Raw genomic sequence first — 23,299 nt, forward strand, 5'->3', positions numbered from 1 at the left:
CCGGGCCTTCTTCCCCCGCAACGGTTCAGTTCGGTATTGCGGAGCGGGGCTCCCTGCGGGCTAGTTGGCCACCACGTTGACCAGCTTGCCGGGCACCACCACGACCTTGCGGATGGTCAGGCCGCTGGTGTGACGCTGCACGGCGGCGTCGGCCAGGGCCACTTCTTCCATCCGGGCCTTGTCGGCACCGGCGGGCACTTCGATGGTACCGCGCAGCTTGCCGTTGACCTGCAGGGCGATGGTGACGGTATCCTGCACCAGGGCGCTTTCCTCGCACACGGGCCAGGCTTCTTCCTGCAGGGAAGAGGTGTGGCCCATGCGCTGCCACAGTTCCTCGCACAGGTGCGGGGTGATGGGCGAGAGCAGGGTCAGCACCGTGGCCATGGCCGAAGAGAAGACGCGGTTCTCGGCGTCGCTCTTGCCCAGCTTTTCACGGGACAGGTACATGGCGTTGACCAGTTCCATGACCGCGGAGATGGCGGTGTTGAACTGGAAGCGGTTGCCCATGTCCTCGGTGACCTTCTTGACCGTCAGATGCTCGCGGCGGCGCAGGTCGCGGGCTTCGGGCGTGGTCACGTCGTCGGCACCGGCGCCGCAGGCCTTGACCGCGGACAGGCGCTCGGCCTCGTCCATGAACAGACGCCAGACGCGGTGCAGGAAGCGCGAGGAGCCTTCGATGCCGCTGTCGGACCAGTCGAAGTCACGCTCCGGCGGCGCGGCGAAGAGGCAGAACAGACGCACGGTGTCCGCGCCGTACTTGGCGATCATGGCCGTGGGGTCCACCACATTGCCCTTGGACTTGGACATCTTGCTGCCGTCCTTGAGCACCATGCCCTGGGTGAGCAGGTTGGTGAAGGGCTCGTCCAGGCCTTCGGGGTAGAAGCCCAGGTCGCGCAGGACCTTGGTGAAGAAGCGGGCGTAGAGCAGGTGCAGGATGGCGTGTTCCACACCGCCGATGTACTGGTCCACGGGCAGCCAGTACTTGAGGGCGTCCATATCGAAGGCGCTCTCGGTATTGCGGGCGCCGGTGTAGCGGGCGAAGTACCAGGAGGACTCCACGAAGGTGTCCAGGGTATCGGTCTCGCGACGGGCCTCGCCACCGCAGACGGGGCAGGTGCAGCGCACGAAGGAGTCGGTCTCGGGCAGGGGAGAGCGGCCGTCTTCACGCACATGGGCATCCAGGGGCAGGAGCACGGGCAGGTTCTCTTCCTTCTCGGGCACCACGCCGCACTTGTCGCAGTAGATGACCGGGATGGGGGCGCCCCAGTAACGCTGGCGCGAGATGTTCCAGTCACGCAGGCGGAACTGCGTGGTGGCCTTGCCCTTGCCTTCCTTTTCCAGACGTTCGGCCACGGCCTTCTTGCCGTCGGTGTTGGGCATGCCGTCGAAGTCGCCGGAATTGACCATCACGCCTTCGGTGGTGAAGGCGGCTTCCATGGTGGCGGGGTCGAGGACCTCGCCTTCGGGGCTGATGACCACCTTGACGGGCAGGCCGTACTTGCGGGCGAATTCGAAGTCACGCTGGTCGTGGGCGGGCACGCCCATGACGGCGCCGGTACCGTAGTCGGCCAGGACGAAGTTGCCCAGCCACACGGGCAACTGCCGGCCGGTGAAGGGATGGATCACATAGGCGCCGGTGAAGATGCCTTCTTTTTCCAGATTGTCGGACTGGCGCTCCAGACGGTCCATGTTGCGGATGCGGGTCACGAAGGCGCGCACTTCGTCGGCCTTTTCGTAACCTTCGATGAGCTTTTCCACCAGCGGATGTTCGGGGGCCAGGGTCAGGAAGGTCACACCGAACACGGTGTCGGGACGGGTGGTGAAGACTTCCAGATGGTCGACGCCGTCCAGGGGAGCGGGCAGGCCGAAGCGCACGGCCGCACCGGTGGACTTGCCGATCCAGTTGCGCTGCATGGAGAGCACGCGGTCGGGCCAGCCGCCTTCCAGCTTCTGCAGGTCCTGCAACAGTTCGTCACCATAGGCGGTGATGCGCAGGAACCACTGGGTCAGGTCCTTCTGTTCCACATGGCTGTCGCAGCGCCAGCACAGGCCGTCGATGACCTGTTCGTTGGCCAGCACGGTGTGGCAGGAGGGGCACCAGTTCTGGGGCGCCTTCTTGCGGTAGACCAGGCCCTTTTCCAGCAGGCGCAGGAAGAAGCTCTGCTCCCAGCGGTAGTACTCGGGGCGGCAGGTGGCCACTTCGCGGGACCAGTCATAGGAATAGCCCAGACGGCGCAGCTGGGCGCGCATGTTGTCTATGTTGGCATAGGTCCACTTGGCCGGATGGGTGTTGTGCTTGATGGCGGCATTTTCCGCGGGCAGGCCGAAGGCGTCCCAGCCCATGGGATGCAGCACGTTGAAGCCCTGCATGCGCTTGCAGCGGGCCACCACGTCACCGATGGAATAGTTGCGCACATGGCCCATGTGGATGTTGCCCGAGGGGTAGGGGAACATCTCCAGCACGTAATACTTGGGTTTGTCGCTGTGATGGTCGCAGGCAAAGGCATCCTGCTGCTGCCAGCGCTCCTGCCATTTCTGTTCGATGTCCTGCGGGGAATAACGATCTTGCGTCATGACACTTGTCTGCTTTTAGTTGGTGGAATCCTCTCCGGCGGAGAGGGAACCCTTTTCCAGAGCCTTGGCGGCGGCGTCCAGAATACCGTTGACAAAACTGGTGGCGTTGTCTTCGCCGAACTGGCGGGTCAGCTCCAGGGCCTCGTTGATGGCGACCTTGGCGGGGACGTCCTGGCGGTACAGCAGTTCGTACATGGCCAGGCGCAGCAGGGTCAGCTCCACGCGACCCATGCGGTCCACGCGCCAGTTGCGCGAGAAGCGGCTGATGGTCTTGTCCAGTTCATCGCGCCTGCTCCACACGCCCTGCACCAGATCCCAAGCAAAACCGGAAGGCAGCTCGCCTTCTTCGGTCTCCTGATGGTCGGGGGACTGCAGGAAGGCGCGGCGCACGTCTTCCAGCGAGGTGGCGTCGGCGAAGGACAGCCCGTACAGAACCTGAAAAGCCTGGGCGCGTTCGCCCCGGCGGCTGGCGGATTTACCCTTGCTCATGGATTACAGCTGCTCCAGCACGCGGATGGTTTCCAGCATGGCGGCGGCAGCTTCCACGCCCTTGTTGCCGCCCTTGGAACCGGCGCGTTCGATGGCCTGCTCGATGCTGTCGCAGGTCAGCAGGCCGAAGCCGATGGGGGTCTTGTACTGCAGCATCACCTGGGCGATGCCCTTGCTGGCTTCGTTGCACACGTAGTCGAAGTGGGGGGTGGCACCGCGGATCACGGCGCCCAGGGCCACGATGCCGTCATACTTGCCGCTGGCGGCCAGCTTCTGGCAGACCAGGGGCATCTCGAAAGCACCGGGGATGCGCACGATGGTGATGTTCTTGGCATCGAGGCCGTGGCGTTCCAGGTAGTCCAGGGCGCCGCCGGTCAGGCGGTCCACGATGAAGTCGTTGAAACGGGTGGCCAGGATGGCGATCTTGAGGCCTTTGGCATCAAGCATGCCGCTGATGGTAGTGGGATTGCTCATGGTCTGCTCCTAAAGAAAACCGTTTTGCAGTAAAAATTCCTTGTTGATGCCGCTGCTCTTCTGCGGCGTGGCGGGCCCGTCGGCCTGGCACTGCATGATGCGGCGCACGTACTTGCCGATGAGGTCCGTCTCCATGTTCACGCGGCTGCCCGGGCGCCAGTGCAGCATGGTGGTGCGTTTCTGGGTGTCCGGGATGACGTTGACGGTCAGGAAATCCTTGCCGCAGGCATTGATGGTCAGGCTGATGCCGTCCAGCGTGACGGAGCCTTTTTCGATGACTTCCGCCGCAAAGGCCGGCGGGAAGGCCAGCGTGCAGCGCAGGGAAGAACCGGCCTGTTCCACGGAACGCACCGTGGCCACGCAGTCCACATGGCCGCTGACCAGGTGCCCGCCCAGGCGGTCGCCCAGGGCCAGGGCCCGTTCCAGATTGACCAGGTCGCCCTTGCGCAGGTCGCCCAGGGTGGTGCGGGAAAGGCTCTCGCCCGAAGCATAGACAGTGAAGGTGGAACCGCTGTGCCGTTCCACGGACAGGCAGGCGCCGTTATGGGCGATGGACTCCCCGTCCACGATATTTTCCAGAGGGAAGAGGGGGCGCACTTCCATGCGGCACTCCTGGCCGCTGCGGCGCAGGCCCACGATCTCGCCCTGTCCCTGGATGATGCCGGTAAACATGGTCTACTCCTGAGGAATGGCCGGGCGCAGCTGCAGGTGGACGTCGCCGTCGCACAGGGAGGTGCGGCAGACGCGCAGGTCCAGGGCCTCGGCCATGGTGAGGGGGCTGCGGCCGTCGAACAGGGGCGCGGCCTCGTTGTCGCCCAGGATGCGCGGCGCCAGATGCAGCAGGAATTCGTCGGCAAAACCCGCTTCCAGCAGGGAAAGGGCCAGATGCCCGCCGCCTTCGCAAAGCACGTAGGGGCAGTGCAGGTCCTCGTACAGCATGTGGAACATGGCCGGAAAGTCCGGGCAGCCGCGCTGCCCGGGGCCAAGGGCCAGCACGCGCACGCCCATCTGGCGCAGGGCGTGGGCCGCCGTAGAGGCCGCCGCCGCAGGCGAGCAGAGGAAGACCGCCTGATGGGGACGCTCCTTGAGCAGATGGATGTCGCCCGCGGGATTGGGCAGGCGCGAGGTCAGCACACAGGCCAGCGGCTGCTGTTCCACCGTCTCACCGGGGATGCGGGCCGTGAGGCAGGGGTTGTCGGCCCGGAAGGTGCCGCCGCCCACCAGCACGGCGCCCCCGGCACGACCGATACCGGCACGCAGGCGATGCACCAGAGCGCGCGAACCTTCGCTGCTGACCCAGCGGGAGTGGCCGGTACGGGTGGCGATGCGCCCGTCCATGGTGGCGGCCATCTTGAGGATCACATAGGGGCGGCCCTGCTGCCAGGCCAGGAAATCGGCCACCTGGTCGCGGCATTCCCGCTCGCAGACCGGGCCGATGACTTCCACACCGGCGGCACGCAGGCGTTCGGCACCGCCGGCCGCCTTGGGGGTGGGGTCGTACAGGCCGATGACCACGCGCTTGATGCCCGCGGCCAGCACGGCTTCGCTGCAGGGCGGGGTCTTGCCGTAATGGTTGCAGGGCTCCAGCGTGACCACCAGGGTGCACTGGGCGGGGTCGATGCCCTGACGCTGCGCGTCGCGCAGGCATTCCACCTCGGCGTGGGGCTGCCCGGCGGCATGGTGCCAGCCGCGCGCCACCACCTGACCGTCGCGCACCAGCACGGCGCCCACCGTGGGATTGGGACAGGCGCTCCAGCGGCCCTTCTCGGCCAGGGCCAGGGCCTCACGCATGAAGGGGGCGAAAATGTTCTCAGACATGCTGCGGTCCTTTGAGCATGTCGGGCGAGAAGGGGATCTGCTCGAAGGTCACACCGGCCTCGCTGAGCATGGCCAGTCCCAGCTCGTCGGGATAATGCTCGCTGTACCAGATATGTTTGATGCCGCAATTGATGAGCATCTTGCTGCACATGGCGCAGGGGAAGGTGGTGCAGTACAGCTCCGCCCCGGCGATGCTCACGCCGTGCACGGCGGCCTGGATGATGACGTTCTGTTCGGCGTGCAGGCCGCGGCAGATCTCGTGACGCTGCCCGGAAGGGATGCCCATCTGTTCGCGCAGGCAGCCCGTCTCCAGACAATGGCGCACGCCGGAGGGCGCACCGTTGTAACCGGTGGCCAGGATGTGCCTGTCCTTGACGGCGATGGCGCCCACCTTGCGGCGCAGGCAGGTGGAGCGCTCGCGCACCAGATAGGTGATGCTCATGAAATAATCGGGCCAGGGCATTCGTTGCATGACAGTACTCGCAATAAAAAGTTGGACTACCTTACACGCAGCCGGGGCAAAAGCCAAGCCCGCCGGTGGCAGGGACCACGGACGGAAAAGGCCGCCAGAGGCGGCCTTTCCAAAAGGGGGGCTTTCCGCAAGGCACCGTCAGCAGCAGCGACCGGCAGGTCTGGGCCGCCGGCAGGCGCGGCGGAAAAAAAGAGGGAGGGAGCCCCATCCCGTACGGGACGGGGGCCTCCTCCCTCCTGTCGTGCATGGTTACCAGGTGAACAGGGGATAGGCGCGGGCGAATTCCTCCACGCGGCTGCGGATGGCGGCCAGGGAGGCAGGCTCGTTGCGCTTTTCGATGGCTTCCACGATGAAGGCCGCCACCTGGCGCATCTCGTCTTCCTTCATGCTGCGGGTGGTCAGGGCAGCGGTGCCCAGACGCACGCCGGAGGTCACGAAGGGCGAGCGGGTCTCGAAGGGGATGGTGTTCTTGTTGACCGTGATGCCGGCGGCATCGAGAGCATGTTCGGCATCCTTGCCGGTCACGTCCTTGTTGGTCAGGTCCACCAGCATGAGGTGGTTGTCCGTACCGCCGGACACCAGCCGGAAGTCCGCATCGGTCAGGCACTGGGCCAGCACGGCGGCGTTCTTGACGATCTGCTGGCTGTAGGTCTTGAAGCCGGGGCGCAGGGCCTCGCCAAAGGCCACGGCCTTGGCGGCGATGACGTGCATCAGCGGGCCGCCCTGGATGCCGGGGAAGATCTGGCTGTTGAGGCTTTTGCCGCGGGTCTCGTCGGAGAGGATCATGCCGCCGCGGGGACCGCGCAGGGTCTTGTGCGTGGTCGTGGTGGTGATGTGGGCGTACGGGATGGGGCTCTCGTGCAGACCGGCAGCCACCAGGCCCGCGATGTGGGCCATGTCCACCATGAGGACGGCACCCACTTCGTCGGCGATGGCGCGGAAGCGGGCGAAGTCGATCTTGCGGGGATAGGCGCTGGCACCGGCCACGATGGCCGCGGGCTTGTGCTCACGGGCGATACGGGCCACTTCGTCATAGTCGATGCAGCCGGTCTCGCGGTTCACGCCGTAGAAAACGTTGTTGAACAGCTTGCCCGAGAAGTTGACGGGACTGCCGTGGGTCAGATGGCCGCCGTGGCTCAGATCCATGCCCAGGATGGTGTCGCCGGGCTTGAGGAAGGAGAAGTAGGCGCCCATGTTGGCCTGGGAACCGGAGTGGGGCTGCACGTTGGCGTATTCGCAGCCAAAGAGCTTCTTGGCGCGCTCGATGGCCAGGTTCTCGGCGATGTCCACGTATTCACAGCCGCCGTAGTAGCGCTTGCCCGGATAGCCTTCGGCGTACTTGTGGGTCATCACGCTGCCCTGGGCCTCACGCACGGCCGGGGAAACAAAGTTTTCCGAAGCGATCAGTTCCAGTTTGGTGACCTGGCGCTGGGATTCCAGGATGATGGCCTGGGCCAGTTCCGGGTCCTGAAGCAAGATTTCATCCATTCTACCGCTCTCCCTTTGGGGCTAGTCGTTCCACTTCTTCAGGATCAGGCTGGCATTGGTGCCGCCGAAACCGAAGGAATTGCACATGGCGTATTCACAGGGGATATGGGCGGAACCGCCGGCCATGTAATCCAGATCGCAGTTGGGATCGGGATTTTCCAGATTGATGGTGCCGGGCAGCCAGCCGGTATGCAGGGCCATGGCGGTGAACACGCTCTCCACACCGCCCGCGGCACCCAGCAGGTGACCGGTCATGGACTTGGTGGCAGAGATCTTGATCTTGGAAGCGTGCTCGCCGAACACCAGTTTGATGCCCTTGGTCTCGGTCTTGTCGTTGAGCTGGGTGGAGGTGGCGTGGGCATTGATGTGCCCGATGGCCTCGGGGGCCAGACCGGCGTCGCGCAGGGCGTTCTGCATGGCGCGGGCCATGCCTTCGCCGGAATCGGCGGGAGCGGTCATGTGGAAAGCGTCGTCGGAGGCGCCGTAGCCCACCACTTCGGCGTAGATCTTGGCGCCGCGGGCCTTGGCGTGTTCCAGTTCTTCCAGCTGCAGCAGGCCGGCGCCTTCACCGATGACGAAGCCGTCGCGGTTGGCGTCGAAGGGACGGGAGGCCTTGGCAGGCTCATCATTGTAATGGCTGGAAAGGGCCTTCAGGGCCGTGAAGCCGGCCACGCCCAGAGGCGTCACCGTGGCTTCCACACCGCCGGTGATGGCCGTGCTGATGCGGCCCAGCAGGATCTCGCTGAAGGCGGTGCCGATGCCGTGGATGGCGGAGGCACAGGCGGTGGTGGTCACGATGTTGGGGCCTTTGGCGCCGGTGAAGATGGCGATCTGGCCGGGGCCCATGTTGGAGATGAGCATGGGGATCAGGAAGGGAGAAACCTTGCCGGGACCACCCTGCAGCAGCTTGGCGTGGTAGGTCTCGATGGTCTTCAGGCCACCCAGGCCGATGCCCAGGATGACGCCCACGTCGTAGGCGTTGTCGTCATTGATGACCAGGCCGGAGTCTTTGAGGAGCTGCTGGGCGGCCACCACGGCGAACTGGGTGAAGCGGTCCATGCGGCGGGCCTGTTTGGCCGGGATGAAATCTTCGGCAACGAAGTCTTTCACTTCGCCGGCAACGCGCGAGTCATAGTCGGTGGCATCGAAAAGGGTGATGGGGCCGATACCGGATTCGCCGGCAAGCAGGCGCTTCCAGGTAGTTTCAAGGTCATTGCCCAGAGGGGTGATGGCGGAAAGACCAGTGATGACAACGCGCGGACGACTCATGGATACTCCTTGGACAGGCGGGGGCTTGTGCCTGGAAAAAATACTCGTGTTGAGGCCGGAAGGGGAAAAACGCACCGGGCAAGCCCGGTGCGTTCCAATTTTCCGGCAGACAGGGAAAAACTTAGCCCTGCTTGCTTTCGATGTAGCTGATGGCGTCCTGCACCTTCAGGATCTTCTGGGCGTCGTCATCGGCGATTTCGATGTCGAATTCTTCTTCCATGGCCATGATCAGTTCGGTCAGGTCCAGGGAGTCAGCGCCCAGGTCTTCCACGAAGGAAGCTTCGGGCTTCACTTCTTCAGCGCTCACACCCAGCTGGTCCACGATGATTTTGGTCACTTTGGCTGCAACTTCAGACATGGTTATCCTCCAACTCGCTTTGTGTTTTCCGGTAGCGGGAGCGGCAGCGTGCGCGGCCGCAGTTTTTAGCAGTACATGCCGCCGTTGACGGCCAGCACCTGGCCGGTGATGTAGGCAGCCTTGTCCGAAGCCAGGAAGGCCACGGCATCGGCGATCTCCTGGGCGGTGCCCATGCGTTTCAGCGGGATGGCGGCTTCATAGGAGGCGCGCACATCGTCGCTCAGGGCGGCGGTCATGTCGGTTTCGATAAATCCGGGGGCCACGGCATTGACCGTGATCTGGCGCGCGGCCAGTTCCTTGGCGCAGGACTTGGTCAGACCCAGCAGGCCGGCCTTGGCGGCGCTGTAGTTGGCCTGTCCGGCGTTGCCCATCTGGCCCACGACGGAAGAGATGTTCACGATGCGGCCGTGACGGGCCTTGGTCATGATCTTGGCGGCTTCGCGGGTGCAGATGAAGGCACCGCGCAGGTTGATGGTGATGACGCGGTCGAAGTCATCGTCCTTCATGCGGACCAGGAAGCCGTCCTTGGTGATGCCGGCATTGTTGACCAGCACGGCCAGATTGACCTTGCCTTTGATATGTTCGGCAAAAAAGGCAGCCACGGCTTCGCCGTCGCCCACGTTGAGGGGCAGGGCCAGGGCACGGCCGCCGGCAGCCTCGATCTCCGCCACGGTCTTCTCGGCTTCTTCGGGACGGCTCACGTAGGTGGGGATGACCTGATAGCCGTCACGGGCCAGGGTCAGGGCAACGGCGCGACCGATGCCGCGGGAACCGCCGGTAACCAGCGCGGTAGGAGTGGTGGAATCAAGATTGCTCATGATGCTGCCTCAATGGATTTTATGATATAGCAGAAAGGGGCCGAGTTCAACGCCGCGGCAGCCTAGAACTGCAGCAGGGCCGCGCCCCAGGTCAGGCCGCTGCCGAAGGCGGTCACCAGCACACGGTCCCCGGCCTTGATGCGGCCCTGGGCCATGGCTTCCACCAGGGCCAGCGGCACGGAGGCGGAAGAGGTGTTGCCGTATTCGGCCACGTTGGTGAACACGTGATCCAGACCGATCTTCAGGCGGCTGCCCACGGCCTCGATGATGCGCATGTTGGCCTGGTGGGGCACGAAAAGATCGACGTCAGCGGCCGTGAGGCCGTTGCGCTCCAGCAGTTCCTGGCAGATGCCGGACATCTGGCGCACGGCATGCTTGTAGACTTCACGGCCCTGCATGGAGATGAAAAAGTCGTCGCCCACGGGATCGCCGGGCTTGTACCGGCAGCTGGTGCCGCCGCCCACGATGATGAGGTCGTGCAGGCTGCCGTCGCTCTTGCAGATGCTGTCCTGCACGCGGGCCAGGGCGTTCTCGGGATCGCTGTTCAGGATGCAGGCGCCGGCGCCGTCGCCGAAGAGCACGCAGGTGCTGCGGTCGCTCCAGTTGACGCGGCGGGTAAGGGCCTCGGTGCAGACGAAAAGGATCTGGGAAGCCGGATCCTGGCAGAGCAGGGCGTCCGCCAGATGCAGGCCGTACAGGAAACCGGAGCAGGCGGAGCCGAAGTCGAAGGACATGGCCGGGCCGGCACCGATGTTGCCGCCGATGATGCAGGAAAGCGAGGGGCTGAGATGGTCCGGCGTACAGGTGGCCGTGAGGATGTGGGTCAGCTTGGCAGCATCGAGACCGGCATCTTCCAGAGCCTTGCGGGCGGCATGGGTCCCGAGGTCGGAAGCATTCTCTTCCTGGGGCAGGCGGTGACGACGCTTGATGCCGGTACGGGTGGTGATCCACTCGTCGTTGGTCTCCACCAGTTTGCTCAGATCATCGTTGGTCAGGACCTCGGCGGGAACGTAGCTGCTGAGGGCGTGCAGATAGCAGTTTGGCTTCATAGAAATACCCGTGGCTTAAATGGCGCGTGAGAAGCGGGTGAGTTCCTCGTTGGCCAGGATGGTTTCGGCGAGACGGTCGTTGGTGCCCTTGCGTACGAAGGTACCGGCCATCTTGATGGCGTTCTGCATGGCGCGGGCGCTGGAACGGCCGTGGCAGACGATGGCCAGGCCCTGCAGGCCCAGAAGGGGGGCGCCGCCGTATTCGGCGTAGTCGATGGTGGTGGCGAATTTTTTGAAGGCGCCCTTGGCCAGCATGCCGCCCAGGGCGGGCAGGAAACCGGAGGTGAACAGGCGCTTGAGCATGCGGACCAGGGCCGAGGCCAGGCCTTCGCTCATCTTGACCACCACGTTGCCCACAAAACCGTCGCAGACCACGACATCGATATCGCCCGTAAAGATGTCGCGGCCTTCGGCATTGCCCACGAAGTTGAGATTCTGGGCGAGTTTGAGCAGTTCGTAGGCTTCCTTGACCTGGCTGTTGCCCTTGCCTTCCTCTTCGCCGATGCTCAGCAGGCTGACACGCGGGGCCGCATAGCCCAGCAGGTCACGCGCGAAGGCGTCGCCCATGAGGCCGAACTGGAAAAGATGATAGGGCCGGCAGTCCACGTTGGCGCCGGCGTCCAGCACGACCACGGGATTCTTTTCCGTGGGCAGCAGGGCAGCCAGCGCCGGGCGTTCGACGCCCGGCAGCCGACCCATGATGAACATGCCGCACGCGACCGTGGCGCCGGAATGACCGGCGCTGACCACGGCATCGGCCTTGCCGTCCTTGACGAGACGGCAGGCCACCTGGATAGAAGCGTTTTTCTTGCGGCGAAGGATGTCCGAAGGCTTTTCATTCATGTGCACCACATCATCAGCCTGGACGATGTCGAAATGCACGTTGGCAAGGTCGAGCTTGGCGAGTTCCGCTTCCACCTTGGGGGTATCCCCCACAAGGAGGACGTGCAAGTCATGAAGCCTGGCGGCGTCGATGGCACCAGGAACAACCACGGAGGGGCCAAAGTCCCCTCCCATGGCATCAACGGCTATGATGGGGCGCGCGTTCATTACTCAGCTTCGGTCTTGGCGATCACCTGACGGCCCTTGTAAGCGCCGCAGTTGGGGCACACGCTATGGGGCACGGTGGGCTCGCCGCAGGAGCAGTAGATGACGGTGGGGGTGGCCACGCGGTCGTGGGAACGACGCATGCCCTTGCGGGAACGGGACTTTTTGTTTTGCTGGACAGCCATGATGTTCTCCTTCTCCGAGAGATCGGAAATGATATGCTTTTTGGGCGTGAGTGACCCTATGGGCCAAGCTCAAGAGGCAAGAGCCTAGCAGAAAAAAATTTTGATGTCTAGTTTTTGCGCAATTTCAGCCCGCGCAGGACGGCCATGCGCGGGTCGCCCTCTTCCGGGGCGCACTGGCAGGGGCCGTCATTGAGGTTGGCGCCGCACTGGGGGCACAGGCCTTTGCAGTCAGGGCGGCACAGGGGATTGACCGGCAGGGCCAGGACGAATTCTTCCCAGCAGATGGCGCCCAGATCGAGATACGACACGCCATTCTCCACGACGACGCGACTTTCCAGCAGGTCTTCACCGGTGGTCGCGGCCTCTTCGTCTTCGGGTTCGGCGGCGGTCTCCTCAAAATTTTCGAAATGCGAATCCACGGTCACGGTCACGTCTTCGGCGCAACGGTTGCAGGGCAGCACCACGGTACCGGTGATGCTCCCGCGCACCAGATAGCCGCCTTCCAGGGGCATGATGCCGAGCTCGGCCTTCAGGGGATCGATGATGCGGCAGTCCATCTGGAACTCGGCCAGCGGTCCCTGCCAGATGGCGGGATCGTCCAGCGTCATGTCCTTGCCGGAAGGGGAAATCTCACTGAGCGGGATACGATAGTTCTGCATGGTCACCTCAATGCGGCCTTCTTACTCGGCGCTCAAGCCTGTGTCAAGCCCGGAAGGGGCGGCGTCACAGGCCTTTGCGCGGCTCAGGCCACGCAGGAAAAGATCAGCATCACGGCCAGGGCCACGAAGACCAGACCGGCCACACGGTGCATGAGCATCTGGCCGCGCGGCGAGCTGTTGAACCAGTGGGCCAGGCGGCCGCCCAGGGCCGAGACGGCCGTGAAGACGAGGAAGGCCGCCAGCATGAAGAGCAGGCCCAGTTCCATGACCTGCAGCGCCACGCTGCCGCGTTCCGGCGCGCAGAACTGCGGCAGGAAGGCCAGGAAGAAGAGCGTCACCTTGGGGTTGGTGATGTTCATGATGACCCCGCGGCGGTACAGGCCCCAGTAGCCCAGGAACCGGCTTTCCTGCAGATGGGCCATGCTGGCCCCGGCCCGGAAGGAGAGCCAGGCCAGATAGAGCAGGTAGGCCGCCCCGACGACGGTCAGCAGGGTGAAGGCCAGCGGCGAGGTCATGAAGATGCCCGCCACGCCCACGGCTACTATTGTTGTATGGAAGCACAGGCCGGAGATGAGCCCCAGGGTGGTGGCCACACCGGCCCGCATGCCGTAAAGGGCGGACTGGGTGAGGACGAAGATAATGTCCGGTCCCGGGGCAAGGGCCAGCATGAGGGCAGTCACGAAAAACGTCAGGACAGTATCCAGGGGCAGCATTGGGGAAACTCTTTCAGGGCCTGTTCCTTGCGGGAGCGGGGCAGTCGTTTGATATGATATTCCAGGCGCAGGGCCTCCTGCCGGGACGTGCAGGCCCGGGAGAGCAGCAGGGCCACGGGCCTGCGCGGGCGCGTATAGCGGGCCCCGCCGGCCAGGCGGCCGTTGTGCTGGGCCAGACGCCGGTCAAGGTCGGTGGTCACGCCGCAGTACAGGGTGTCATCAGCGCAGCGCAACAGATAGACATGCCATGTGGCATCACTGGAAGCCACCGGAGAGCCAGCCTACCAGCAAAAAGCTGATGGTCCAGCTGAGGATGCGGCCGGGCCACGGGTTGGGGGGATTGCCCGCCAGCATGGAGCGCATCTCGCGCATGGAGTTGAGGACAGAGCCGATGGCATGGAAGACCATGAAGCCGATACTGGCCAGCAGACCGAACTGGATCCCGGCGATGATGATCAGGGCCAGGGTGATGCCGGGCGCCAGACCGGCCTGCCGGCTGCCGCCCGAGGTCCAGATGGTCTGGAAATGGAGACCGCCGTTCCAGGGGCTGCGGCTGCCGCGGAACTGTTCCTGGCCGTAACCGCCCCGACAGGAGCGGCCGTAAGGCCCCTGGCCCCTGCCGTCGTCACAGCCGTCGTGGATGATCTCGGCCTCGATGACGCGTTCGTCATCGCGGGACTGACCGCTGTCGCTCCGGGGAGAGGGGTATCTGTTCTGGGAATCGGGATTGAAGGGGGACATGATACTCCTGTATCAGGTAGGAAGGTTATAGCGGGCGGCTATGGCCCGCAGCACGCCCCTGCCCAGGCAGCGGGCGCGTGAGGAAACTTTGTCCAGGGGCACGTGGTCCAGCGGCTCGATGTCGCACACCTTGGCCCCTGCACGCACCGGAAGACCGGAGCGCAACAGGCCGCGCAAACGGCCGGACAGGGGAGCCGGGACGGGAACACCGTCCACCCGGCCCACTTCCTGGCCCTGAAGGACATGGCTGCCCAGAGGCAGGGGGCTTGCGAAGACACCGGCACACGGGGCACGACCCACGCGCTGTTCGGAGCGGCCATGCTCGCAGGGGATGCCGGTATTGGCCAGGGCCTGTCCCTGCCGGAGGCAGCGGCCCATGTCCGGGCCGAAGCTTTCGATGACGCAGTGGACGTCCCGCCCGGCTTCGATGCCCGGGCCAAGGGCGATGACCAGATCCGCCATATTCGGGGAAAGGCCGCGGGCCTTCTTGCTCATGGTGGCGTCCACGAAGACCTGCGGACAGAGCTCGTGCAGGCTCGCGCCGTCTTCGTCCACCAGCAGGGGCAGGGCCTCTCCGGTCTGCCAGAGGGCACGGCAGGCGGCCGCATCGGGGCACAGACGGGCTTCGAGTCCTTCCACCCGGGCCTTGCCTTCGAAGACCGCCTCGGAAAAGACCACCAGACGGCGGATGGCACGCGGCCGGGCGCACTCCAGCAGCACGAGCCTGTGCAGGCCCGCGTGCCACAGTTCCAGGGCCACACCGGTGCCCATGTCTCCGGCACCCCGGATGACGATAAGGGGACAGAATCCTTTTTGCATCATGACAAAAATGCATCTTGCCGGGCCAGTCGTCAAGGGCCGGGGACGCGCGGACAGGATGCTTGTGTCCCGCCCCGGGGCGGCGTATGGTGGCCTGCACGCGTGTCCCCGGTCTGATGCCGGAAGAGGAAACGACACGCAAGGAGAGATCATGAACAAGATACTTGCGACAGGCCTGCTGGGCCTTGCCCTGGTGAGCGCCATCCCTGCCGTGGCCGCGGACAGCAAGGCGGACAAGACCTGGCAGGAAGCCTGGACGGCCTACAATATCGGCCAGTACAAAAAAACGCTGCGCCTGCTGCAGCCCCTGGCCTCGGACGGCGATGCCCGCTCGCAGGTGCTGCTGGGCCGCTGCTACGAGAACGGCCTGGGCGTCCCGCAGGATCTGGCAACGGCTTTCAAATGGTATATGCTGGCGGCGGAACAGAACGATGCCGAAGCCCAGACCCTGGTGGCCTATATGCTGCGTTCCGGTGCGGGCGTGCCGCGCGACACCAATGGCTATCTGCAGTGGATGCAGCGTGCGGCCCAGAGCGGTTATGCCGAGGCCCAGTTCAACATGGCGCTGATCTGCGCCGACGGCGAACTGGTGACCAAGGACCCCGAACAGAGCTTCGACTGGGCCAAGCGTGCCGCCGAACAGGGCAATGGCCAGGCCCAGCGCTTCCTGGGCGCCTGCTATGAAGTGGGCTTCGGCGTGCCGCAGGATGCCACGGAGTCCGCCCTCTGGTATGCCAAGGCCGCCCAGCAGGGACTGGAACGGGACGGCAGCATCTTCTCGCATATCCGCCAGTATCCCAAGCCGTAGACCGTGCTTATCCGTCACTGCGGCACGTCCGGTACCGCATCTGACGGACAGATAAAAAACAGGGCCAGTCTCCCTTGTGTGGGGACTGGCCCTGTTGCGCAGGCGGTCCAAAAAAACGATGGCCGGCAACATATCGTATGGTGCGCCGGAAGGGGGGCCGTCCAAACTGTCCGGCCGTGCCGCGTAGCGCATCCCATGCGCGGCGGCAAGGCGATGCATCTCTTTCCGGGGCGCCCCCATTCTTTGCCTTCATGCCGGACCTTGTCTTTCTCCCGCATCATGCCGGGGGACGGTGAGTCGCGCACAGCCTGCGCGACACGAGACCTTGCCGGTGATCCGGCCAAAAGTTTTTGGCAGGGATGGGGGAGTTTGAGGGGGAAGGGGAGACCTTTTTTCAAAAAGGGGCCCCCTTCCCCCTCATCCTTTTATTCCTGCTCTTCAGCTTCCATATCGGCCAGCAGCTGGCGGATGCCGTCCAGGCGGGCGGCCGCCGTGTCCTTGAGACCCGCATGGAGCTCATTGCCGACGATGCCTTCCAGGGTATCGGCCAGCCAGGGGAAGAGGCTGTCGGCCAGGGCTTCGGCCTGCGTCACCGAAGAAAGGCCGCTCAGGGCCTGACGCTGCATGCGGATGTAGATCTCTTCCGCCGTGGCCAGGTTACGATGACGGGCAGTGAACAGATCGCCCAGGCAGGGCGTGGTGCAATCCTGCGCGGCGGCTTCCAGCGACTGGCGCTGGGCCTGCATGGTCTGGCGGAAACCGTCTTCGGGCAGACCGTCCTTGTCTTTTTTGTTCTGGGCGTAGGTCTGGGCAGCGGCGGCATAGGCCTGGGCGTCACAGACCAGGGGCAGGAGCTCGGCGGCCTGTTCCAGGCTCTCGCGTTGGCGTTCCAGGCTGTGGATGATCTTGCGGGCAAAGGCGGCCATCTTGCAGGCTCCGGGCTGCCCGGCGGCGTGACCGGCCTCGGCGGCTTCGGCCTCCTGCATGGCCAGGTTCAGGTCTTCGGCCACATGCAGGATCTCCAGCCCCAGCATGGCCTGGAGGTTGTTCTCGGCACGGGCCTGCTCCAGCAGCAGGATGTCCAGACGGGTCTCCTGCTCCAGATCGAGATATTCGGGCGACATGCGGCAGACCTGATCCATGACCAGGGCCACGTGTTCTTCCCAGACCTGTTGCAGCACGCTCTGGTCAGGCTCCTTGGCGTGTTTCTGCTGGGCGGGCAGGGCGGCCACGTCGATGCCGTCCAGATTGAAATTCTCCAAGCCCTTGGGGCCGTAGCAGCGGGCCAGACGGGCGGCCAGGGCCTGATCCAGCGGGTACTGGCTGATGAGGGCGGTGATGGCATTCTCGTCAGCGCCCACGCGCTGGGCCTGGGCGATGTCCTGCAGGACGCTTTCCTTGTACGCGGACAGCTCTTCGGGCTGCTTCATGACGAACTCCTGAAAAGCCGGATGATCCCGGCGTGTGATCTGTTGAAGGTAAGGGCGCGGCGCAGTCCCCTTGCCTCGTGGGGGGGAGGGTGCCGCAGGCAGCCGTGGTCGCGGGCCTGTCCCGGACTGCCTGCCGGAGCAGGGATACGGGCGGGAGGGCCGGGCCGGACGGCGATGGCACGGGCGCGGGAAGCGCTCCCGGCGCTGCCGTCGGGGCTGCCGTGTTCAAAGGGTAAGCCTCAAATGGCATCTGTGAAGGATGCGGAAGGAAATTTCCGGGATTTTGTGGCAGCGGACAGGGCGCGCAGATACGGGGGATGCCATCCGCCCGGGGAGAAGAGGAGGTACGTCCTTGCACGGCGCGGCCCGGCGGTACCGCAGGGACATGGCTGACGGCAGTCTGGGGAGTGGCAGCAGGGCGATGGCTGCCCGGAACCTGCCGGCTGTGCGGGACGGCATCAGCTGGTGAAGAACGGAGATGCGTCCAGCGCTCCGCCAGAGGAGAAAGGAAAAGGGCCGCTTCCATACGGGAAGAAGGCCCTTCAACGATCCTTATCCGCGTGTGCTAGTCGGCCACGGGCTGCCAGTCCTTGATGCCCACGTCGATGGAGGCCACGCCCCGGTAGTAGTCCAGGCGCGGCGTGTAGGCCACACGGATGCGCGAGCCCACGGAGGAGGGCGGGAAGGCCGTGGCCATGTTCCAGCCCTTGGCCATGAGGGTGATGCCGCTGGCGCTGTCCTTCAGGCGCAGGCGCACATGGTCGCCGCTGTAGCCCAGCGGGCTGCGGTCCACCACCGTGAGTTCCGGGGAGGCGAAGACCGGTTCGGCATTGCCTGCCCCAAAGGGCTGCATGAGTTCCAGCTCCTGCAAGAAGGCGGAATCCGAAGCCTGCTGGAAATCCAGCTCGCATTCCAGCAGCAGGGCCGGGGTCAGGGGCTGCTCGCCCAGCTCGTCCGCCACGACCCGTTCGAAGGCCTCGCGGAAGCGTTCCAGCTGGTTGGGTTCCAGGCGCACGCCCGCGGCCAGCTTGTGGCCGCCGAAGCCCGCCAGCACGTGGGCCGTCTTCTGGAGCCCGGCGTAAAGGTCGAACTCGCGGATGGAGCGGCCCGAGCCCTTCATCATATTGTTGTCGTCGCAAAGGATGATGGTGGGCCGGTAGAATTCTTCCACGATGCGCGAGGCCACGATGCCCACGATGCCGGGGTGCCAGTCGCCGCCGTAGAGCACCAGGGCCGGGCGCTGGCGCTGTTCCAGCTGGCGGTGGGCCTGCTCGCGGGCGGCGGCCCAGATGCGTTCCTCTTCCTCGCGGCGCTGGGTGTTGAGGGCATCCAGATGCTGGGCCAGGCGGAGGGCCTCCACATGGTCCTTGCTGCGCAACAGCTGGAGGGCGGTGTCGGCCGCGCCCATGCGTCCGGCGGCATTGATGCGCGGCGCCAGACGGAAGACCACCTGTCCTGCGTTGAGGCGGGCGGCCGCGTCGGAACCGCTCACGGTCTTGAGGGCGGCGATGCCGGGACGGGCGGCCTCGGCCAGCTTGTCCAGCCCGCCGCGCACGAGGATGCGGTTCTGCCCGCCCAGGCGCATGACGTCGGCCAGCGTGCCCAGGGCCACCAGATCCAGCACCTTGTCCATCTTGAAGCGGCGGCCCGTATGCGGGGCCAGGGCCGCGTTGACGGCGGCCATGAGGAAGAAGGCCACGCCCACACCGGCCAGATGGGGGCAGGGCATGTCGTCTTCCGGGCCCAGACGGGGATTGCAGATGGCGTCGGCCGGGGGCAGTTCCGGCGGCGGCAGGTGGTGGTCGGAGATGACCACGGTCATGCCCAGCTCGCGGGCGCGGGCCACGGCCGCCATGTCGGAGATGCCGCAGTCCACGGTGAGCAGGATGCCGCAGCCCTGCGCGGCCAGTTCTTCGATGGCCGGGATGTTCAGGCCGTAGCCTTCGCTGCGGCGGTCGGGCACATGCCACAGGGCTTCCAGGCCGTGGGCTTCCAGCACGTCCAGCACCAGTGTGGAGGACGTGATGCCGTCCACGTCGTAGTCGCCCCAGACGGCCAGCTTCTTGCCGTCCAGCAGGGCCTTGCTGATGACCTCGGCCGCCTGCGGGAACTGGGGCCAGCGGGACGGCGGCACCAGATCGGGCAGACGCGCGGAAAGATAGGCGTCCAGCTCCTCGGGGCTGTCCAGGCCGCGCCGCCAGAGGATGTCCAGCAGCAGGGGAGAGATGGAGAGCTCACGGGCCAGACCGCGCGGCGGCGAACCGGCAGGGGGCTCACGAAACAGCCAGCGCTTCATGCCGCCACCTCCCTGACAGGCCCGCGACGCCGGATGCTGGGGCGACGGGGCGTGCTTGAGGTGCGGAAAAGGGCAAGAGGGGCGCTGGCTGTCATGCGGTCTCCTTTAGACGGCGGCTTTCATCTCGGCCTGGATGGCACGGGCGGCCTCGGCGGGCGAGGGGGCCTTGAGGATGGGACGTCCCACCACCAGGAAGTCGGCACCGGCCTGCACGGCACGGGCGGGCGTCATGATGCGCTGCTGGTCGTCGGTATCGGCACCCGCGGGACGGATGCCGGGGCACAGGCAGCGCAGGCCCTGACAGGAGGCCTTGATGCGGGCGGCCTCATGGCCGGAGCAGACCACGCCGTCCAGGCCCCAGCCGCGGGCCTTGCCGGCCAGCTCCAGGGCAAAGTCCGAAGGATCGGCGCTGATGCCGGGCATCTCGCCGGGGCCGAAGCTGGTCAGGGCCGTGACGCCGAAAAGCTGGGGAGCCTTGCTGCCGTAGCTGTCGGCGGCAATACGGGCCTCGCTGCACATGCGCTCGCCGCCCTGGCAGTGCAGGGTCAGCAGTTCCGCACCGGCGGCGGCAGCGGCCTTGACGGCCTGGGCCACGGTGTGGGGGATGTCGTAAAATTTCATGTCCAGGAAGACATGGAAGCCAAGGTCGTGCAGTTCGCGGATGATGTCCGGGCCGGCCAGGGTGAACAGTTCCATGCCCACCTTGCACCAGGGCACGGCGCCTTGCAGTTCGCGGGCCAGGACGAGAGCGTCTTCCTTGCGGGGCAGATCCAGAGCGACAATGAGTTGGGCAGCCATCGTTCTTCTTCCTTTAAAGGAGGTGTCCGTTGTTCAGGGCCTCCACCAGCCCGGGGCGACAGTGGGGCGCCAGGGTCGCGGCCAGGTAGGCGGCGCGCAGGTGGTCGTAAGCCGTGTCCAGGTCGTCATTGACGATGAGGGCATCGTAGTGGGGCGCTTCCTGCATCTCGGCACGGGCATTGGCCAGGCGGCGCAGGATGACTTCCTCGCTGTCCAGGCCGCGGCCGCGCAAACGGCGTTCCAGTTCTTCCATGGAGGGCGGCAGGATGAAGAGGAAGCGGGCATCGGGCATGTTCTTGCGCAGCTGGGCGGCGCCCTGCACGTCGATGTCGAACAGGATGTCCTGGCCTTTGGCCAGCATCTCGCGCACAGGGGGCAGGGGCGTGCCGTAGAAGTTGCCGTGCACCTCGGCCCATTCGGCAAAATGGCCCTGGTCGCGCAGCTCCACGAAGCGCTCGCGGCTCAGGAAGTGATAGTCCTTGCCGTCCACTTCGCCCTCGCGGGGGGCGCGGGTGGTGCAGGAGATGGAATAGCCGAAGTTGGGGAATTCCTTGCGCAGGCGTTTGATGAGCGTGGTCTTCCCCGTGCCGGAGGGCGCGCTGATGACCAGCGCGATGCCGAGTCTGTTCATGATGTCAAAATCTCCTTCCGCAGGCAGGGCCCGCGGAGCTCAGTGTCGGACGACCGTGACGGGAACCCGCCGGCTATTCGAGGTTCTGTACCTGCTCGCGGCACTTTTCCAGTTCGTTCTTGAAATCGACCACCATGCGCGAAAGCTGCACATCGGGGATCTTGTTGCCGCAGGTGTTGATCTCGCGGAAGCATTCCTGCAGCGTGAAGTCCAGACGGCGGCCGGCATCCTTGCCCGCATCCAGCAGTTCGTGCAGGCGGGCAAGGTGGGTGTGCAGACGGGTCAGCTCTTCGGTGACGTCCAGACGGTCGGCCAGGATGGTGACCTCCTGCAGGAAGCGGTTCTCGTCCAGGCCGTTGACGGCTTCCAGCGCCTCGTTGAGGCGTTCGCGCATGACGGCGGCGCGCTCTTCCTTGATCTCGGGCGCGCGTTCGGCGATGAGGCCGGTCCATTCTTCCATGCGCAGGATGCGGGAATGCATGTCGCGGGCCAGGGCGCGGCCCTCGGCGGCGCGGGCGTCGTTCCAGTCTTCCAGGGCCAGGGACAGGCCTTCTTCCAGGGCCAGGGTCAGGCTCTCGTCCACTTCGTCACCGGCATCGCCCCACAGGCCGGGCAGGGCGAGCAGGGCGTTGTAGTCGGGGGTGAAGGGCTCGCCACGGCGGGCAGCCAGTTCTTTCAGGCTGTCCAGCATGGCTTCGGCCTGCATGGCGTCAAAACGCGGCGCGGGGCCGGTGCCGCCGGTGTACTGGAGGGTCAGGCTGATGTCCACGCGACCGCGGGAGGCGAAGCGGCGCACCACTTTTTCCAGGCGCGGCTCAAGGCTGCGCACGCTCATGGGCAGGCGCCATTTGAGGTCCAGATGGCGGCTGTTGACGCTTTTGACTTCCCATTGCTGGGTGAAGCCTTCGCTCTCTACCAGGCAGCGGCCGAAGCCGGTCATACTGCGCAGCATAATATCCCCCTGAAGTGAAAATATTCCAAAAGAATAGGCCAAGCAGCTCCATAATGCAAGGAACGCGCCCGCGCGGCTGGATACATGCCGCGGAAGGCGCGTCCCCAAAATGAACGTATCCTGCCAGGATACGAGGAGCCTAGGCTCAGGAGAACTTGCCGTTGCCGCCGCAGGCGGAGCCGGAGCTGGGCGCGGCGGGGGTGCTGCTGCCGCAGCCACCGGCCTGACCGCAACCGGCAAGGCCCTTACCCATCTTGGAGGCCAGCGGATGCACCGGGCCGGGCTTGAAGGGGAAGGCGCCGGTCTTGAGCGGGCTGGGCACGCTCATCTGGCGCTGGGTCTCGGCATGGCCGCACTGGGGACAGGCGGGCGTCTCGTCACCGAACGCCAGCTCTTCGAACTGGGCCCCGCAGGCGGGGCAGACAAAATCATACAGGGGCATGGAGCACTCCTTGCCATGTTTTGGGCCGCAGCCGTGGCCGCGGGACAGTGGGGTGTATCGGCAGGCAGCCGCCGGGACGGAAAAGCTCCGGCCTGCCTCTTGTCTGTAACATTCCGCTGCTTATATAAGCAGTATATGAGCGATGGCAAGAGCGGGCCCGGCTTCTTTGTTCCGGACGGGCGACTTGCCGCACAGGAGTATACGATGAAAAAGATTCTGCTGCTGGCCGGCGATTATGTGGAAGATTACGAAGTGATGGTGCCTTTCCAGATGCTGCTGATGCTGGGCTACGAAGTCCACGCCGTCTGCCCCGGCAAGAAGGCCGGTGATTTCGTGCGCACGGCCATCCATGACTTCGAGGGCGACCAGACCTACAGCGAGAAGCGCGGCCACAACTTCGCCATCAACTATGACTTCGACAAGGTCGATGTGGCCGACTACGCCGGTCTGGTGGTGCCCGGCGGGCGCGCTCCCGAATATCTGCGCCTCAACGAGCGCGTGCTGGAGATCGTGCGTGAATTCGACGCCGCCGGCAAACCCATCGCCGCCATCTGCCACGGCCCCCAGCTGCTGGTGAGCGCGGGCATCCTCAAGGGCCGCACCTGCACCTGCTACGCTGCGGTCAAGCCCGATGTGGTGGCCGCGGGCGCCACCTGGCATGACTTCAACGCCACGGCCAGCAACGCGGTGGTGGACGGCAATCTGGTCACGGCCCCGGCCTGGCCTGCGCATCCGGCCTGGATCGCCGCCTTCGTCAAGCTGCTGGGCGCCCAGATCAGCATCTAGCCAGCGAATAACGATATCCCCTGACAGGGAAAGAGGGAGCCTGCCCTGCGGCACGGCTCCCTCTTTTTGTATGGATTCGTCTGTTGAGCCCCGAGGCGCGAAACCAAAGGCATGCGCCATACGGGGGCTGTGTGTATGCATGAGGCCTGGGCGGCAGGCGCTCCGGTCTTATCCGGCATGTGC

The 23,299-nt window shown here is 65.2% G+C and carries 26 protein-coding genes; 2 read left to right on the forward strand and 24 right to left on the reverse strand.

What is annotated here, in order from left to right; translation table 11 throughout:
- Positions 1-60: 60 nt before the first annotated feature.
- The 18 genes from leuS to yqeB all read right to left on the reverse strand — a co-directional run bounded on the left by leuS (position 61) and on the right by yqeB (position 14,976).
- Positions 61-2,574 carry a leucine--tRNA ligase gene (gene leuS / locus Q4I12_RS08130; RefSeq protein ID WP_302261292.1) on the reverse strand — a complete coding sequence of 838 codons (2,514 nt, stop codon included), beginning with the start codon at positions 2,572-2,574 and terminating at the stop codon, positions 61-63.
- Positions 2,575-2,589: 15 nt separating this feature from the next.
- Positions 2,590-3,063: a transcription antitermination factor NusB gene (nusB, locus tag Q4I12_RS08135; protein ID WP_168935425.1), complete on the reverse strand. Its 474-nt coding sequence runs from the start codon at positions 3,061-3,063 to the stop codon at positions 2,590-2,592.
- A gap of 3 nt (positions 3,064-3,066) precedes the next feature.
- Complete coding sequence (gene ribH, locus Q4I12_RS08140) at positions 3,067-3,537, reverse strand: 6,7-dimethyl-8-ribityllumazine synthase (protein ID WP_006003824.1); 471 nt, start codon at positions 3,535-3,537, stop codon at positions 3,067-3,069.
- Between the two features lie 9 nt (positions 3,538-3,546).
- Entirely contained in the window at positions 3,547-4,209 is a 663-nt protein-coding gene (locus Q4I12_RS08145; RefSeq protein ID WP_168935424.1) for a riboflavin synthase, read from the reverse strand.
- Positions 4,210-4,212: 3 nt separating this feature from the next.
- Positions 4,213-5,355 carry a bifunctional diaminohydroxyphosphoribosylaminopyrimidine deaminase/5-amino-6-(5-phosphoribosylamino)uracil reductase RibD gene (ribD, locus tag Q4I12_RS08150; RefSeq protein ID WP_302261293.1) on the reverse strand — a complete coding sequence of 381 codons (1,143 nt, stop codon included), beginning with the start codon at positions 5,353-5,355 and terminating at the stop codon, positions 4,213-4,215.
- Positions 5,348-5,827: a deoxycytidylate deaminase gene (locus tag Q4I12_RS08155; RefSeq protein WP_040368923.1), complete on the reverse strand. Its 480-nt coding sequence runs from the start codon at positions 5,825-5,827 to the stop codon at positions 5,348-5,350. Before Q4I12_RS08155 ends, ribD begins: the two co-directional genes overlap by 8 nt.
- Positions 5,828-6,076: 249 nt before the next feature.
- Positions 6,077-7,315 carry a serine hydroxymethyltransferase gene (gene glyA / locus Q4I12_RS08160; RefSeq protein ID WP_302261294.1) on the reverse strand — a complete coding sequence of 413 codons (1,239 nt, stop codon included), beginning with the start codon at positions 7,313-7,315 and terminating at the stop codon, positions 6,077-6,079.
- Positions 7,316-7,336: 21 nt separating this feature from the next.
- Positions 7,337-8,584 carry a beta-ketoacyl-ACP synthase II gene (fabF, locus tag Q4I12_RS08165; protein WP_204625032.1) on the reverse strand — a complete coding sequence of 416 codons (1,248 nt, stop codon included), beginning with the start codon at positions 8,582-8,584 and terminating at the stop codon, positions 7,337-7,339.
- A gap of 121 nt (positions 8,585-8,705) precedes the next feature.
- Positions 8,706-8,942, reverse strand: a complete 237-nt coding sequence (gene acpP, locus Q4I12_RS08170; RefSeq protein WP_006003837.1) for an acyl carrier protein — start codon at positions 8,940-8,942, stop codon at positions 8,706-8,708.
- Positions 8,943-9,007: 65 nt separating this feature from the next.
- Positions 9,008-9,760 carry a 3-oxoacyl-[acyl-carrier-protein] reductase gene (gene fabG / locus Q4I12_RS08175; RefSeq protein ID WP_302261295.1) on the reverse strand — a complete coding sequence of 251 codons (753 nt, stop codon included), beginning with the start codon at positions 9,758-9,760 and terminating at the stop codon, positions 9,008-9,010.
- A 62-nt stretch (positions 9,761-9,822) separates the two neighbouring features.
- Positions 9,823-10,809 (reverse strand): beta-ketoacyl-ACP synthase III, encoded by a 987-nt coding sequence (locus Q4I12_RS08180; protein ID WP_204625034.1) that lies wholly within the window; start codon positions 10,807-10,809, stop codon positions 9,823-9,825.
- Positions 10,810-10,824: 15 nt separating this feature from the next.
- On the reverse strand, positions 10,825-11,859 hold the full coding sequence (gene plsX / locus Q4I12_RS08185; RefSeq protein WP_072334025.1) for a phosphate acyltransferase PlsX: 1,035 nt from the start codon (positions 11,857-11,859) through the stop codon (positions 10,825-10,827).
- Positions 11,859-12,041 (reverse strand): 50S ribosomal protein L32, encoded by a 183-nt coding sequence (gene rpmF / locus Q4I12_RS08190; RefSeq protein ID WP_006003844.1) that lies wholly within the window; start codon positions 12,039-12,041, stop codon positions 11,859-11,861. Before rpmF ends, plsX begins: the two co-directional genes overlap by 1 nt.
- A gap of 107 nt (positions 12,042-12,148) precedes the next feature.
- Entirely contained in the window at positions 12,149-12,700 is a 552-nt protein-coding gene (locus Q4I12_RS08195) for a YceD family protein (protein WP_168935418.1), read from the reverse strand.
- A gap of 83 nt (positions 12,701-12,783) precedes the next feature.
- Positions 12,784-13,413, reverse strand: coding sequence for a LysE family translocator (locus tag Q4I12_RS08200; protein ID WP_168935417.1), 630 nt, complete (start codon positions 13,411-13,413; stop codon positions 12,784-12,786).
- Positions 13,389-13,682, reverse strand: coding sequence for a GIY-YIG nuclease family protein (locus tag Q4I12_RS08205; protein ID WP_168935416.1), 294 nt, complete (start codon positions 13,680-13,682; stop codon positions 13,389-13,391). The genes Q4I12_RS08200 and Q4I12_RS08205 overlap by 25 nt, the downstream gene beginning before the upstream one ends.
- Positions 13,669-14,154 carry a hypothetical protein gene (locus Q4I12_RS08210; RefSeq protein ID WP_302261296.1) on the reverse strand — a complete coding sequence of 162 codons (486 nt, stop codon included), beginning with the start codon at positions 14,152-14,154 and terminating at the stop codon, positions 13,669-13,671. The genes Q4I12_RS08205 and Q4I12_RS08210 overlap by 14 nt, the downstream gene beginning before the upstream one ends.
- Positions 14,155-14,166: 12 nt before the next feature.
- Positions 14,167-14,976 (reverse strand): selenium-dependent molybdenum cofactor biosynthesis protein YqeB, encoded by an 810-nt coding sequence (yqeB, locus tag Q4I12_RS08215; protein ID WP_302261297.1) that lies wholly within the window; start codon positions 14,974-14,976, stop codon positions 14,167-14,169.
- 148 nt (positions 14,977-15,124) lie between these two features.
- Here yqeB and Q4I12_RS08220 point away from each other — a divergent pair, with 148 nt between their 5' ends.
- Positions 15,125-15,781, forward strand: coding sequence for a tetratricopeptide repeat protein (locus Q4I12_RS08220; protein ID WP_168935413.1), 657 nt, complete (start codon positions 15,125-15,127; stop codon positions 15,779-15,781).
- A 425-nt stretch (positions 15,782-16,206) separates the two neighbouring features.
- Here Q4I12_RS08220 and Q4I12_RS08225 read toward each other — a convergent pair whose 3' ends face one another.
- The 6 genes from Q4I12_RS08225 to Q4I12_RS08250 all read right to left on the reverse strand — a co-directional run bounded on the left by Q4I12_RS08225 (position 16,207) and on the right by Q4I12_RS08250 (position 22,330).
- Complete coding sequence (locus Q4I12_RS08225) at positions 16,207-17,211, reverse strand: hypothetical protein (protein WP_168935412.1); 1,005 nt, start codon at positions 17,209-17,211, stop codon at positions 16,207-16,209.
- Positions 17,212-17,776: 565 nt separating this feature from the next.
- Positions 17,777-19,507 carry a single-stranded-DNA-specific exonuclease RecJ gene (recJ, locus tag Q4I12_RS08230; RefSeq protein WP_297138663.1) on the reverse strand — a complete coding sequence of 577 codons (1,731 nt, stop codon included), beginning with the start codon at positions 19,505-19,507 and terminating at the stop codon, positions 17,777-17,779.
- 105 nt (positions 19,508-19,612) lie between these two features.
- Positions 19,613-20,305, reverse strand: a complete 693-nt coding sequence (gene pyrF / locus Q4I12_RS08235; protein ID WP_006003862.1) for an orotidine-5'-phosphate decarboxylase — start codon at positions 20,303-20,305, stop codon at positions 19,613-19,615.
- A 13-nt stretch (positions 20,306-20,318) separates the two neighbouring features.
- The gene (gene gmk, locus Q4I12_RS08240) at positions 20,319-20,936 is read right to left on the reverse strand and encodes a guanylate kinase (protein ID WP_006003864.1); all 618 of its coding nucleotides are present in this window, start codon (positions 20,934-20,936) and stop codon (positions 20,319-20,321) included.
- Between the two features lie 73 nt (positions 20,937-21,009).
- Entirely contained in the window at positions 21,010-21,888 is an 879-nt protein-coding gene (locus Q4I12_RS08245) for a YicC/YloC family endoribonuclease (protein ID WP_204674027.1), read from the reverse strand.
- 145 nt (positions 21,889-22,033) lie between these two features.
- Entirely contained in the window at positions 22,034-22,330 is a 297-nt protein-coding gene (locus Q4I12_RS08250; RefSeq protein WP_300705892.1) for an FmdB family zinc ribbon protein, read from the reverse strand.
- 204 nt (positions 22,331-22,534) lie between these two features.
- Between Q4I12_RS08250 and Q4I12_RS08255 the strand changes: the two genes are divergently transcribed.
- Positions 22,535-23,116, forward strand: coding sequence for a DJ-1/PfpI family protein (locus Q4I12_RS08255; RefSeq protein ID WP_040368924.1), 582 nt, complete (start codon positions 22,535-22,537; stop codon positions 23,114-23,116).
- Positions 23,117-23,299 lie beyond the last annotated feature (183 nt).

Source organism: Desulfovibrio piger (assembly GCF_951793255.1).
GTDB lineage: Bacteria > Desulfobacterota > Desulfovibrionia > Desulfovibrionales > Desulfovibrionaceae > Desulfovibrio.